The sequence below is a fragment of the Citrobacter gillenii genome, from assembly GCF_013337685.1.
GTDB lineage: Bacteria > Pseudomonadota > Gammaproteobacteria > Enterobacterales > Enterobacteriaceae > Citrobacter > Citrobacter gillenii.
The window spans coordinates 127155-139892 of the sequence record NZ_SUQN01000007.1 but is presented as its reverse complement, the minus strand read 5'-3'; the positions used below and the strand labels follow the sequence as shown (position 1 = coordinate 139892).

The following is a 12738-nucleotide window of genomic DNA, read 5'->3' as shown; positions in this document are numbered from 1 at the left end:
CGTTATGCTTCTTTGAGCAGGCGTTCTACCGCATCGACGACATCCTGCACTGTCCGCACCGCTTTAAATTCCTCCGGCTTGATTTTCTTGCCGGTTTTCTTTTGCAGATGCACGATCATGTCAACAGCGTCAATGCTGTCCAGTTCCAGATCGTCATACAAGCGCGCCTCGGGCTTAATGTCCTGTGGGTCGACTTCAAACAGCTTAACCAGCAGCGCGGAGACTTCTTCGTAAATGGCTTTTTGTTCAGTCATAACGGACTTTCCTCAGGCACGTTGCGCGTGAATGAAAGATGCCAGCGTGGCGACGGAGAAGAAGTGCTGGCGCATCTCTTCGCTCTCAGCCGAGAGAACCACGCCATACTCATTTTTCACCGCCAGGCCTAACTCCAGGGCGTCGATGGAGTCCAGCCCTAAGCCATCGCCAAAGAGTGCTGCGTCGGTTTCAATATCGTCAGCAGTAAGTTCGTCGAGATTCAATGTCGTTATAATGAGATTTTTGATTTCAAGATAAAGCGCTTGCATCATTAATTCCTGAAAGAGGTAACGTACCTGGTTGTAATTGAAGCAAAAGATGCCGGTTCAACTGCCTTGCGGCCAGCGCCGGTTCTTGTGAATTTGCATCGTAAAATTGGTCGATTTTTACCCGTGCGCGGACGGAAATGGTAAACACGGGTTTAGCCGGTGGAATGTCATACCATTTGCTTTGCTTATCAAGCATTTGCTCGCTGCAGCTAATCGTGACTATGCGTAAGTCGCTGTGGCAGCGCACGGCGATATTTGCCGCACCACGCTGGAGCGTCATTTCCTCACCGGGACGCGTGCGTGTCCCCTCGGGGAAAATCAATATTGTATCGCCTTGTTCCAGCCGCTGCTGGCAGGCGGGCAACAGTGCATCAGCCTGGCTGTTAATCAGATAATCCGCCGCCCGGACTACGCCGCCGAGGAACGGATTCTTCAGGAGCGCGCTTTTCACCAGACAGTCTGTTTCTGCCATGACTGAAGCCAGTAGCACATAGTCGATGAGCGTCGGATGGTTGGCGACGACCAGACATCCTCGTTCCTTGAGCAAAACGTCACGCCCTTCAATGTGGTAATCCAGCACGCCAAGCCCCTTCGTCACCGTTAAAAAGAGACGAAAACTGGCGGCTATGCTGCGTCTGGCAATGCGCCGACGTCTGGAATTATTCCATACTGTGATTAACAATACGTTAAACCAGATAGTGGAAAGGAGCAGTCCGCCGATGCCAAACAGGGCGAAGCATAAACCGGTCATCACCAGTCGCCATGCCCGGTTAAGGGGCTGGAACACCGCGCTCACCCCTGACTCCATTGCCACTGTACGCGTTCACCCGTCAGCGTAAACGCCGGGGTATCTCGCAGATAATGTTGTAAAAACAGCAGGCTTTGCGGCAACGTGGACTCGCCGTGGTCGCGGTATGGGCGGGTTTCACACCGCCACTGACTACCTGGTTCAATAACCAACGCGACGGCAAATGGCCAGGTCGGCATGTCAGCAGGCAGCTGCGGGTGATAAAACTCAGGCAGGAAACCATCGAAATCGACCATTAACACCCGCCGATATCCCGCCTGTAGCAGGCCCATCACTTCGCATAACCCTTGCTGGAACGTGTCTTTGCCTGCTGAGAGCGAGGAGGAGACGAGCGGTTTTTTTGCGGCGATGGTCAGGTTGCCGACGGCGGAGTTATGCACGGACAGGGCGAAATCGGTCGGAGAGATCGGCTGCTCTGTCGCCAATGCGTGCAGAATGCGGTAGTTACGTTCCAGTTCACCGTGACGACTGGTATAGAGGACGGCATCGATCGCATGACGACGGAGCATTGCCAGCCCGCACTCGACGGCCAGCTTGCTACCCGAACTGAGGCGGCGAGCGGTCATCATCGGTAATTCACTGAGCTTTCCCTGTGGCGAGGCTGGATCGATGGTGTGCGAAAGCCGTGACCATTCATGCCACTGTGCCGCTTCGCTTAATCCTGGAGCTTTTGCCTGCCAGTCGGTAATGTTTAATGCAAATTTCATCAACGCGCGTCCGCGATAAATCGGTTATTCCAGTTGTTTGTTATTTTTTCTTCTGGCATATCAATAAAGTATGCCCAATACCCAGGTTATCGTGGCGTTCATCTACCTGAAAACCTGCCTGTTTCAGATAGTGATAAAACTTCTCTACGCTGTAGAAACGACTGTTGCCGTTCGCCATACAGGTAAAATAAAGCGAAGACGCATTCAGGCTAAATGAGGCCGCTTCAAATTTCTGCGCATCCCAGAACAGTTCCATAATGCAGAGTTTGGCACCGGGTTTCATTACGCCGGCAATCTTGCTCAGCATGGCGATAATTTGCTCCGGGGAAAAACAGTCCAGGAATTGACTCATCCACCAGATATCAGCCTCTGCGGGTAAAGGCGAGTCACTAAGCATATCCACAGCATGGAACTTTATGCGATGAGATAATCCTGCATTTTCGATATTTTCACGGGCCAGCGCAATTTGTTGTGGTAAATCTAATAACGTGACGGCGATATTGTCATCATGCTGACAACAACGTAATGCCCATTTTCCGGTATTTCCGCCGACATCGTACAGGGTTGCAGGGGCATTGGCGAATACATACGGTAATGCCGCGTCAAATGCCCCGTCTGAATAGTAATGATCAAAAGCAAACCAACTTTCACGCGCCGCCAGCGGTAATTGCGACAGGGCGGGATAAATGGTTGGCCAGTCGCCAAATATTTTTAATCCGGCGGGTTTACCTTCTTTCAGCGCATTTTCCAGATAGAACAGGCCCTGATAGCAAACATCCTGAGTGAAATCCATGTTCACTCTGGTCATCGTGTCATGTAAAAGAAAATGACCGATTTTGGCGAGGTAATAATATCCCTCTTTGTGGGTAATGATGCGCCCACTTAATCCCATATCCAGCAATATGCTGGCGGCATATTCGTTGATGGTGCTGTTTTCGGTAATTTCGTCGAGCGTAGCGCCGCGTTTACCTTGCTTATCCAGCCAGGTCAGTACTCCCGCATTTCGCAGGCACAACGCGGTTTGAAAAAGCATAGGGGCAAATGCGATACGTTGTGCTTCAGTAATAGCATCCAGTGCGCTGAGCGAGTCCTGTTCGTACATGTGGGAACAACCTGTTGAGTGGCAGATAGTGAGGTTATCGGGCCTTATCGGCCCGACTTTAGGCATAATTACAGATTGGCACCGGCTGCCAGATTGACCTGAATGTCTTTGTCCAGATTGCGCACCCAACGGTTATAGTTTTTATGAATTTTTCCGCCTGAAGCCTGCAGGTTAAGACTGCTGTCATATTTGATGTCGTAGCTGGTCGCGGTGTAGGTGATACGGACTTCTGCCACGTGATCGCGTGTCTGTTGACGAGCTTTGATCACCCCCGGGTTAATTTCCGTCATGATCCACTGGCGTTGAATGCCGGCTTTTAGAATGGCGTTTTTAACCTGGTCCTGAGTGTGCCCCGCGCTAACGCTTGAGTGAACTTGATCGATCGGCGCAGTACGCGCACAGCCTGCCAGCGCGCCGACAACCGCAATAGCGGCAAACCACTTAATATACTGTTTCATTAAAACTCCCTATCACGGTATTTTTATACGATTGAAATAATAAGTGATGAAATTATTCTCGCCTTTCATCATCTGTATCTTTATTTAAGCTAAATTAGAGTTGTATTCCACATGACAGATAACACGGTGCTGGTGGCATGATTTCTTAATATTTAATGGTTTTCTTCAGTTGGAAATTTTGCAGCAACATGATTGGTGCGAAGTATACGTTATCAAGCTAAGCGCATCAATTTAAATGGTTTTTAAATATAGTGGGTTAGTGCTGGAGATGTGTTTTTGGAAGGTTTTTTATTTTAGTTATTATGGTTTTACTTTGTATATTGGTTTTTTATTTAAGTTAAGATGGTAATGTCTGCGTTATTACCATCTTATTCGTAATATATAAACTACCTTGTCTGGTAGTTTATCCCGGTAATCGACTTTTCGGTCTACCGGGGCCAAGCAAAATTGCCAGCTTGCTGCCACCCCTGGTAGTTTCCATCCAGATTTTACACACGCTGGTAAGCGGCACGGAAAGTAACATGCCGACCGGACCTAGCAGCCATCCCCATACCAGTAAGGACAGGAAGACAACAAGCGTCGACAGGCCTAAACGATGGCCCATCATACGCGGCTCGAGGATATTGCCAATCACCATATGTACGACCAGAAACAGGGCGCCGACCAGCACGCATTCGTAAATCCCGTTGAACAGCAGCGCCTGCAGCATGGGAGGGACGGCGGAAATCACCGAGCCAATATTGGGTACATAGTTAAGCAGGAATGCCAGCACGCCCCACATCAGTGCAAACTGAATGCCCATTAGCGCCAGTCCCAGCCAGACGATAGCCCCGGTCCATAAGCTGAGCAATGTTTTTAACGCCAGGTAGTGAGAAACGCCCTTCAATGCACGGTGCAGACCCGCAATATGGATCTGCGGATTATTCAGCGCAAAGCGCAGCTTGTAAGGAACATGGCGTACCTCAAACAGCATAAACACCACCGTCATTACCAGCAGGAAGACGCTGGCCATTGCGCCGGAAAGCCCGGTCATCAGCGTGGTCGTGAAGGTCATTAGCTTGTCGGAGTCAATACGTTGCAATAGACGTTCTGGCGACATATGCAGGTTAAGAAAGGGCACCATCTCTTGCACGTAGAGGACCTTGCGCGTCAGCTCCTTGTTGTACTTTGGCAGCATGTCCATGAATTCCGTGATTGAAGATGCGAGAACGCCGACCAGCGCGGTGAGCACGAACAGCATCACTACCACCACCAGCGTAATGGCAATCGGGCGACGCAGCCCCCGGCGAATAAACCAGGTCACCAGCGGGTTCAGGACGATGGCAAAAAAGAGGGCCAGCAACAGCTGCACAATAATGTCGGCAGCCGCATGAATACCTGCGAGGATCACCACCAGGGCGGCCAGTTTGAGCAAAATATGCAAACCTGTTTTATCAGGCTGAGCGCTTGTCATGTGTTCTTCCTTTTTACGTTTTGCTCTAAGTGTAGCGGCTGGCTTACGACCTATATTCCTAAACTGTCTGCTGATTTCTGCCCGGCAACATGGTAGAAATGAAACACTGTTGTAAAAATGTGGTGACCCTTCATGCCCGAACCCGTCGCTGAACCGGCGCTTAACGGATTTCGTCTTAATCTGCGCATTGTCTCGGTGGTGATGTTTAACTTCGCCAGCTACCTGACTATTGGCTTGCCGCTTGCGGTGCTACCCGGCTATGTTCATGATGTTATGGGTTTTAGCGCCTTCTGGGCTGGGCTTGTGATCAGCCTGCAATATTTCGCCACCTTGTTGAGCCGCCCGCATGCGGGGCGATACGCCGATCTGCTGGGGCCGAAAAAGATTGTCGTGTTCGGGCTGTGCGGCTGTTTTTTAAGTGGCCTGGGCTATTTGCTGGCGGGAACAACCAGCGGCTGGCCGATGGTGAGCTTACTGTTGCTGTGCCTCGGGCGTGTGATCCTGGGGATTGGGCAAAGTTTTGCCGGTACCGGTTCAACGCTGTGGGGCGTGGGTGTGGTGGGCTCCATACACATTGGGCGGGTGATTTCATGGAACGGTATCGTCACCTACGGGGCGATGGCGATAGGCGCGCCGCTGGGCGTGCTGTGTTACGCCTGGGGTGGTTTGCAGGGACTGGCGCTGACCATCATGGCGGTGGCTCTGTTAGCAATACTGTTGGCGCTGCCACGTCCGGCGGTGAAGGCCAGCAAGGGCAAGCCGATGCCGTTTCGCGCGGTGCTCGGGCGCGTCTGGTTGTACGGTATGGCGCTGGCGTTGGCTTCCGCTGGTTTTGGGGTGATCGCCACCTTTATCACGCTGTTTTATGACGCTAAAGGCTGGGACGGCGCGGCATTCGCGTTGACGCTGTTTAGCTGTACGTTTGTCGGGACCCGCCTGTTATTCCCAAACGGCATTAACCGCTTAGGCGGGTTAAATGTGGCGATGATCTGTTTTAGCGTGGAAATAGTTGGGCTGCTGCTGGTAGGGATGGCGGATCTGCCGTGGATGGCGAAAGTAGGCGTTCTGTTGGCAGGTGCGGGGTTCTCGCTGGTGTTCCCGGCGCTGGGCGTGGTGGCGGTAAAAGCGGTGCCGCAGCAGAATCAGGGCGCTGCGCTGGCGACCTACACGGTATTTATGGATCTCTCACTGGGGATTACCGGGCCGCTGGCGGGACTGGTGATGACGTGGGCGGGCGTACCGGTTATTTATCTGGCGGCAGCCGGGCTGGTGGCGGTGGCGTTATTGCTGACCTGGCGGTTAAAAAAACGGCCCCCGGAGGACTCTGCGGAGGCCGTGTCATCGTCTTAACCGTTACTGGATAACCAGCGTGTTAATGATGTTCTCTGCGGTCGCCTGCGCTTTCTGCTGATCGTCAGCAGGCAGCGTGATCTGCAGGGTCAGAAGCTGGTTGTCCACTTTGCCCAGCACCACAGAAGAGTAAGCGGTCTGGCCTTTGGCGGAGATGATGCTGTCTAACTGCTGCAGGGTATGGCCCTTCAGCTCAATCGACTTGTTGGTGACGACCTGCAGCTGCGGGTCACGGCTACGCTGCTGATCTTCCAGGCGTTTGGCCAGCACGGTCAGGTCTTCACTGGTGTCATCACCGACAATCACAATCACTGCTTTCTGGCCGGTTGCGTCAGAATACACGTGCATATTGTTGGCCTGAGTACCCAGCTTGCCGCTCTGATCGGTCATATCTGCTGGCAGGGAAAAACTGAGCTTGCCGTCCAGCAGGCTGACCGGTTGTCCGGCGGCGTTACTTTCCGCGGCAGCACCCTCGGCTGGCGCTTTGGTATCGCTATTATCACAGGCCGCAAGCCCCATAACCAGCAGGCCAATACCGACATATTTAACCAGATTGCGCATTGACTTCTTCCTTTCGATAAACGGCCATAACGGCTCATTCGTCCATCTTATCACAACTCGGAAAATGAACCTTTAACTCGTCTGTAATGCCGCGATTTCGGATTTATCTGCCAGCCTTTTCAGTAACATATTCAGCAACACACCGTACATCGGCAGGAAGAAAATAATACTGATCAGCACCTTGAAACAGTAATCGACCAGCGCGATTTCCATCCAGTGCTCGGCCATAAAGGCATCCGGGCTGCGCCAGAAGGCGATAAAGAAGAAGGCCAGCGTATCGCTGATGTTGCCAAACAGCGTGGAGGCGGTAGGTGCGAGCCACCAGCGGCGGTTTTGACGCAGGCGGTTAAAGACGTGCACATCCAGAATTTGACCCAGTGCGTAGGCCATAAAGCTGGCGGCGGCGATACGGGCGACAAACAGATTAAAGTGCAGCAGCGCGTCAAATCCTTGCCAGGACCCCATATAAAACAGCGCGGAAACCCCATAGGAGATCAACAGCGCGGGGATCATGACCGCAAAAATGATGCGTCGTGCCAGAGGTGCGCCAAAAATGCGAACGGTCAGGTCGGTGGCGAGGAAAATAAACGGAAAGCTAAAGGCGCCCCATGTGGTATGGAAACCGAAGATGGTGATCGGCAGTTGTACCAGATAGTTGCTGGATGTGATCACCAGCAGATGGAATAGCGATAGCCAGAACAACGCTTTTACGCGCTGAGTTTGTGTAAACGGAGTCATATTGTACCTTTTTAGTCAAGAATTGGGGTGAGGGAACCCAATAAAACGGTCGCATGATACTGCTTTAACAGGGCTTTGCAATGGTTGTTTTTCACGCAATCGTTAACCTGATTGGCTTACTGACCAACAGAGCGTAAAATAACGCCGTTTTTTATTGAACGAGACAACGATGAGCGATTTGTTTACCTCTCCCGACCATACCCTTGATGCCCAAGGGCTGCGCTGCCCGGAACCAGTGATGATGGTGCGTAAAACTGTGCGCGGCATGCAGGCCGGTGAAACGCTGCTGATTGTCGCGGACGATCCGGCGACAACCCGCGACATTCCAGGCTTTTGTACGTTTATGGAACATGAGCTGGTGGCCAAAGAGACCGACTCTCTGCCGTACCGCTATTTAGTGCGCAAAGGTCAGTAAGCTTGTTTGCCGGATGGCGGCGCAAGCGCCTAATCCGGCCTACGAATGACGAACAGCCAGTCGGCCTGATAAGCGAAGCACCATCAGGCGAGAAACAGGCATTACCCTTTCCGTAACAGCCGCAGCGCGTTGGCAGTCACCAGTACCGTTGCCCCTGTATCTGCCAGCACCGCCAGCCACAATCCGGTTATCCCCAGTATCGTGGTTATCAGGAAAATCCCCTTCAGACCCAGCGCAATGGCAATGTTCTGGCGAATATTGGCGTGAGTGGCGCGTGCCAGTTGGATCATTTGCACCAGGCCGCGCAGGCGGTTATGGGTCAGGGCGGCATCCGCCGTTTCCAGCGCGACGTCGGTGCCGCTTCCCATCGCAATGCCGATGGTGGCCGCTTTCATTGCCGGCGCGTCGTTAATCCCGTCCCCAACCATCGCCAGCGGGGACTGCTGGTTCAGGCTGGTCACTACCCGAACTTTATCCTCCGGTAGCAGGCCTGCTTTGAATTCCAGCCCCAACTCACCGGCAATTGCTGCCGCCGCACGTGGGTTATCCCCGGTCAGGATCACGCCTTTTACGCCCAACTGATGAAGCTCGTTGATGGCGGTCAGGGCGTCGTCACGCAGTGTATCCTGTAAGGCCAGCACGCCGAGCACCGCATCGTTGCGCAGCACCAGTACCACCGTTTGCCCGGCGCTTTCCAGTTCGCTAATCTGTCCGACAAAGGCTTCGGCGGGCTGTTTGCCCGCTGCGCAAATCAGTATCCGCTCGCCATTGACCTGCGCTTCAATACCCGAACCCACCAACGCCCGCTGTGCTTGTGCTGCCGGGATGGTCAATTCACGGGTCTGCGCTTCACGGACAATCGCCTGAGCCAGCGGGTGCGTGGCACCTTGCTCAACCGCTGCCGCCAGCGCCAGCAGTTCGGACTCGCTGATGCCGCTCGCCGGATGAATCGCCGTCACGCGCGGTTTACCCACGGTCAGGGTACCGGTTTTATCGAATGCCACATGAGTGACTCTACCTAATTGCTCCAGCGCGGCTCCGCCTTTAATCAGCGCCCCACGCCGCGCCGCTGCCGCCAGCCCGGAGGTAATTGCGGCAGGCGTTGAGATCACTAGCGCACACGGGCAGCCAATCAACAGCAGCGTCAGCCCTTTATAAATCCACTCCTGCCAGGAAGCGGCAAACAGCAGTGGGGGAACAAGAGTGACCAGCAGGGCGATCGCCATGATGGCCGGAGTGTAAATGCGGCTGAAGCGGTCAATAAATCGCTCAATCGGGGCCCGACGTTCTTCGGCTTCCTCTATCAGCTTCAGGATGCGGTCAATGGCGCTGGCGCCCGGTTCAGACAGGACTTCCAGCGTGACAAGGCGGTCAACGCTGGTGGCGCCCGCCGGGACTTTATCGCCCGTGGCGCGTTCGACAGGAATAGATTCGCCGGTCAGGGCGCTTTCATCAAAGCTGGCAAAGCCGGAGACCAGTTTGCCGTCGGCGGGTAAGCGCCCACCTGCAGCCACTTCAATCACGTCGCCGGGCTGGAGGCTGTTAATGGCCACCTCTTCGCGCTCGCCATTGCGCAGTCGGACTGCGGTTTCGGGTTTTAGCGCCATCAGCGCGCTGACCCCTTTGCGGGCGCGGCTGGCAGCCCATCCTTCCAGGCGTTCGCCAATTAAAAACAGCAGCAGTACCATCGCGGCTTCCGCCGTGGCACCAATAAACAGCGCACCAATGGCGGCGACGCTCATTAACGTTTCAATGGCAAAGTAGCTGCCGGTTTTCATCAGGCGCAGCGCCTGACGGGCAATGGGATACAGCCCGACCAGCGTCGTGGCGATAAACGCCATCTGACCAAAGGGATGATTGAACTGCTCCAGCCCCCAGCTAATCGCCATCATGACGATGAGCGTGATCAGCGGCAGATTTTCTTTAAACCGCGACTCGGGTGCGGCTTCCGGTGCTTGCTCATCGCGCAGGGTATAGCCCGCTTTTTGCACCGCGTTTTCTATGTTCTGGCGAATATCGGCCCCGGCATCGACCACCAGTTTTTCGGTAGCGAACAGCACCTGAACCTGGTTGACGCCGCTGACCTGGCGGACCGCATTTTCAACTTTACGCGCGCAGGAGGCGCAATCCATGCCTGAGACTTTCCAGGTATAGCGCGTGCCGTCCACCGTATTGGATACGGGCGTGGGTGAGGGTGCGGCTGTCGAGCAACGGCCTTCACTGCAGCAGTCATCAACCTTCTGCGGTGCAGGCGCGAGCTTGAATGAAGAAAATTGTGGGGCCTTTTTGCCATTGGTATCGGGCGTCGACATGGCATCCTCCGGTTGATAATCATTTCGTATTAACCGGAGGATACACTCTGGAGTCGACTCCAGAGTCAAGCGTTTTTAAAGGTACAGTGAACGTACAATCAGGAAATGTCCGGCGAAGTAGCAGGCGGCGGCAATGGCGTTATCGGCGCGGAAGCGGCGGCGATAATGACTACCCAGCCAGACAATATTGCCGATGAACAGCAATGAGGCACCCATAAATGCCGATAGCGCCGGGGCGGTTGGGCGGAAGAACCACAGCTCGCCAGCCATCCAGACCATCATCAGAGTGATGCCGATAAAGGTGCAGATGGCGACGCGCAGTTCTTCCAGCCGCGTCCAGATCACGGCGATCAGCAGGGCACCCAACACCAGCAGCACCAGCGGCAGAGGCCAGAAGAATGACATCGTCATTTGGCTGGCGAAATAGATGGTATAGAGCAAATGCGACAGGAAAAACGCCCCCACGGCGTACAGCAGGCGTTGACGTGGCAACAGCGTCAGCGCATCGCCGAGCAGCGAGGCCAACAGGCCGGCCAGCACCAGATAGCTGATGGCATTAAACATTGGCGCCTGCCAGGCCAGCAGCAACAGCAGCAATAATGTCAGGGGTTTAAAGACCCAGCGTTGCCAGGTGGGACCACGATAGGACGCATCCACGAACAGCCATGCGGAAAGACAAACAGCGATAAACGACCAAAGCATCTTAGTTCCTTGAATTCGTTATTTTTTCGTAAGCGGGGTGCTTACGGCTCTTCTGTCCAGTGTAGAGGTCGATACCGCCAGATGACAACACCATAACAGGCAGGGTATGCTTATTTCCGCATTTTCTGATGGGTTAATAAAATGAGTAAGCCACCACTTTTTTTCATTGTTATCATTGTATTAATCGTTGTCGCCGCGTCGTTTCGCTTTGTCCAACAGCGCCGGGAAAAAGCGGATAATGATGCCGCGCCGCTGGTGCAAAAGCAGGTTGTGGTGAGCAATAAGCGGGAAAAACCGCTGAATGACCGACGTTCGCGCCAGCAGGAAGTGACTCCAGCGGGTACCAGCATGCGTTATGAAGCGAGCTTTAAGCCACTTAGCGGGGGAATGGAGCAGACGTTTCGCCTGGATGCACAGCAGTATCATGCGTTAACGGTCGGCGATAAAGGCACGCTGAGTTACAAAGGGTCGCGCTTTGTTGATTTTACCCAACGACTGCCGGATGGCGGCTGATGCCTTATCCGGCCTACAAGTCTGTGGGCCCGGCTCGCAACGCGCCGCCGGGCGAAAAGATCACGGCTACTTCTTCAACTGATCTTTAATCTTCTTCTGCCAGACCAGCAACTCAAACACGCCGAACAGGAAAATACGCACTTTCTCGCCGGTGGTCATCTGCGGGCCGTCTTTCGGCAGGGTGCTTTTTAGCAGCGCAAGCTGCATGCCGTGCATCAGCACCATAAACACCAGCGCCACGTTAACGAAGATATTGAGCGGGCGCGGGAAGGGCTGAAAAAGGTTGAGCAGCAAGAATGCCCAGACGCCCAGCATCAGCAGGCGTCCCAGGTTAATCAGCATGGTGTTCTCCTCGTGCTTCACGTTGATACAGGCGATAAGCAACCTGGCCGGCGACTTTTTCACGATACAACGACCAGTTAACCGGAACCGGCGGCAGGCCGTTTTCGACTTCGCTCTCAACGTAAATATACGCCTCGTTTGCCAGCCAGCCATTCGTTTCCAGAAGCGTTAATGTTTCTTCCAGTAATCCTTTACGAAACGGCGGATCAACAAACACCACATTATGCGGCGACCCTGCCTGAGCCAGAAACGCCAGCGTATTGGTGTTGACGACGCGGGCGTGATTGGCCTTCAGCGTGACGAGATTTTTTTGTAACTGCTGAGACACAGCCCGATCCATTTCCAGAAGCGTTGCGCCTGCGGCATAACGGGAGAGTGCTTCCAGCCCCAGCGCACCGCTGCCAGCAAAGCAGTCCAGACACTGGGCATCGACCATCATTGGTGCCAGCCAGTTAAACAACGTTTCGCGGACACGGTCGGTGGTTGGTCGCAGACCCGGGCTGTCCGGAACCGGGAGTTTACGGCCGCGCCATTGCCCGCCAATAATGCGGATCTGGCCGCTGCCTGAGTGATTCGGTTTTTTCATTTCTATTATTGCTCAATCCGCAGGTGACGTGTCATTCCAGGCGGTGATGTGAGTTAAGTTAACCCGTCGCCTTTCATGTGACCTCTTCGTTGGCTGCACTTACTCACCCGAATCACATACTAAAGTAAGCTCATCGGGATTCGTGCGCTTGCCGCCTTGACGTAACT

At 53.9% G+C, this 12738-nt stretch carries 16 protein-coding genes; 3 read left to right on the top strand and 13 right to left on the bottom strand.

Going from position 1 to position 12738, the window contains the following annotated elements; genetic code table 11:
- Nucleotides 1–2 precede the first annotated feature (2 nt).
- The 7 genes from FCH32_RS17425 to FCH32_RS17395 all read right to left on the bottom strand — a co-directional run bounded on the left by FCH32_RS17425 (nucleotide 3) and on the right by FCH32_RS17395 (nucleotide 5052).
- A complete protein-coding gene (locus FCH32_RS17425; RefSeq protein ID WP_096759208.1) occupies nucleotides 3–254 on the bottom strand; it encodes an acyl carrier protein in 252 nt (83 codons plus the stop codon).
- Nucleotides 255–266: 12 nt separating this feature from the next.
- Nucleotides 267–524 (bottom strand): phosphopantetheine-binding protein, encoded by a 258-nt coding sequence (locus tag FCH32_RS17420; protein WP_096759209.1) that lies wholly within the window; start codon nucleotides 522–524, stop codon nucleotides 267–269.
- Entirely contained in the window at nucleotides 505–1332 is an 828-nt protein-coding gene (locus FCH32_RS17415; RefSeq protein ID WP_153880359.1) for a lysophospholipid acyltransferase family protein, read from the bottom strand. The genes FCH32_RS17420 and FCH32_RS17415 overlap by 20 nt, the downstream gene beginning before the upstream one ends.
- Nucleotides 1317–2039, bottom strand: coding sequence for a beta-ketoacyl synthase chain length factor (locus FCH32_RS17410; RefSeq protein ID WP_174361261.1), 723 nt, complete (start codon nucleotides 2037–2039; stop codon nucleotides 1317–1319). The genes FCH32_RS17415 and FCH32_RS17410 overlap by 16 nt, the downstream gene beginning before the upstream one ends.
- 40 nt (nucleotides 2040–2079) lie before the next feature.
- Complete coding sequence (locus FCH32_RS17405; RefSeq protein WP_115257260.1) at nucleotides 2080–3141, bottom strand: class I SAM-dependent methyltransferase; 1062 nt, start codon at nucleotides 3139–3141, stop codon at nucleotides 2080–2082.
- A gap of 68 nt (nucleotides 3142–3209) precedes the next feature.
- Entirely contained in the window at nucleotides 3210–3587 is a 378-nt protein-coding gene (locus tag FCH32_RS17400) for a hypothetical protein (RefSeq protein ID WP_135912828.1), read from the bottom strand.
- A 415-nt stretch (nucleotides 3588–4002) separates the two neighbouring features.
- Nucleotides 4003–5052: an AI-2E family transporter gene (locus FCH32_RS17395; RefSeq protein WP_115257262.1), complete on the bottom strand. Its 1050-nt coding sequence runs from the start codon at nucleotides 5050–5052 to the stop codon at nucleotides 4003–4005.
- A 132-nt stretch (nucleotides 5053–5184) separates the two neighbouring features.
- Here FCH32_RS17395 and FCH32_RS17390 point away from each other — a divergent pair, with 132 nt between their 5' ends.
- Entirely contained in the window at nucleotides 5185–6402 is a 1218-nt protein-coding gene (locus tag FCH32_RS17390) for an MFS transporter (protein WP_096759215.1), read from the top strand.
- A 3-nt stretch (nucleotides 6403–6405) separates the two neighbouring features.
- On the opposite strand, the gene FCH32_RS17385 is transcribed toward FCH32_RS17390, so the two are convergent.
- Nucleotides 6406–6963, bottom strand: coding sequence for a DcrB family lipoprotein (locus FCH32_RS17385; RefSeq protein ID WP_115257264.1), 558 nt, complete (start codon nucleotides 6961–6963; stop codon nucleotides 6406–6408).
- 72 nt (nucleotides 6964–7035) lie between these two features.
- On the bottom strand, nucleotides 7036–7701 hold the full coding sequence (locus tag FCH32_RS17380; protein WP_096759217.1) for a 7-cyano-7-deazaguanine/7-aminomethyl-7-deazaguanine transporter: 666 nt from the start codon (nucleotides 7699–7701) through the stop codon (nucleotides 7036–7038).
- A 169-nt stretch (nucleotides 7702–7870) separates the two neighbouring features.
- On the opposite strand from FCH32_RS17380, the gene tusA reads away from it, so the two are divergent.
- Nucleotides 7871–8116, top strand: a complete 246-nt coding sequence (gene tusA, locus FCH32_RS17375; RefSeq protein WP_003827551.1) for a sulfurtransferase TusA — start codon at nucleotides 7871–7873, stop codon at nucleotides 8114–8116.
- A gap of 101 nt (nucleotides 8117–8217) precedes the next feature.
- Here tusA and zntA read toward each other — a convergent pair whose 3' ends face one another.
- Nucleotides 8218–10428 carry a Zn(II)/Cd(II)/Pb(II) translocating P-type ATPase ZntA gene (zntA, locus tag FCH32_RS17370; RefSeq protein WP_174361260.1) on the bottom strand — a complete coding sequence of 737 codons (2211 nt, stop codon included), beginning with the start codon at nucleotides 10426–10428 and terminating at the stop codon, nucleotides 8218–8220.
- Between the two features lie 75 nt (nucleotides 10429–10503).
- A complete protein-coding gene (locus FCH32_RS17365; RefSeq protein ID WP_096759219.1) occupies nucleotides 10504–11130 on the bottom strand; it encodes a lysoplasmalogenase in 627 nt (208 codons plus the stop codon).
- 141 nt (nucleotides 11131–11271) lie between these two features.
- Between FCH32_RS17365 and FCH32_RS17360 the strand changes: the two genes are divergently transcribed.
- Nucleotides 11272–11643, top strand: coding sequence for a DUF2500 domain-containing protein (locus FCH32_RS17360; RefSeq protein ID WP_137362568.1), 372 nt, complete (start codon nucleotides 11272–11274; stop codon nucleotides 11641–11643).
- A gap of 66 nt (nucleotides 11644–11709) precedes the next feature.
- Here the strand turns inward: FCH32_RS17360 and FCH32_RS17355 are convergent, their stop codons facing one another.
- Both FCH32_RS17355 and rsmD read right to left on the bottom strand, forming a co-directional pair.
- Nucleotides 11710–11985: a DUF1145 family protein gene (locus tag FCH32_RS17355; RefSeq protein ID WP_096759221.1), complete on the bottom strand. Its 276-nt coding sequence runs from the start codon at nucleotides 11983–11985 to the stop codon at nucleotides 11710–11712.
- Nucleotides 11975–12571, bottom strand: coding sequence for a 16S rRNA (guanine(966)-N(2))-methyltransferase (rsmD, locus tag FCH32_RS17350; RefSeq protein WP_096759222.1), 597 nt, complete (start codon nucleotides 12569–12571; stop codon nucleotides 11975–11977). Before rsmD ends, FCH32_RS17355 begins: the two co-directional genes overlap by 11 nt.
- Between the last annotated feature and the right edge of the window lie 167 nt (nucleotides 12572–12738).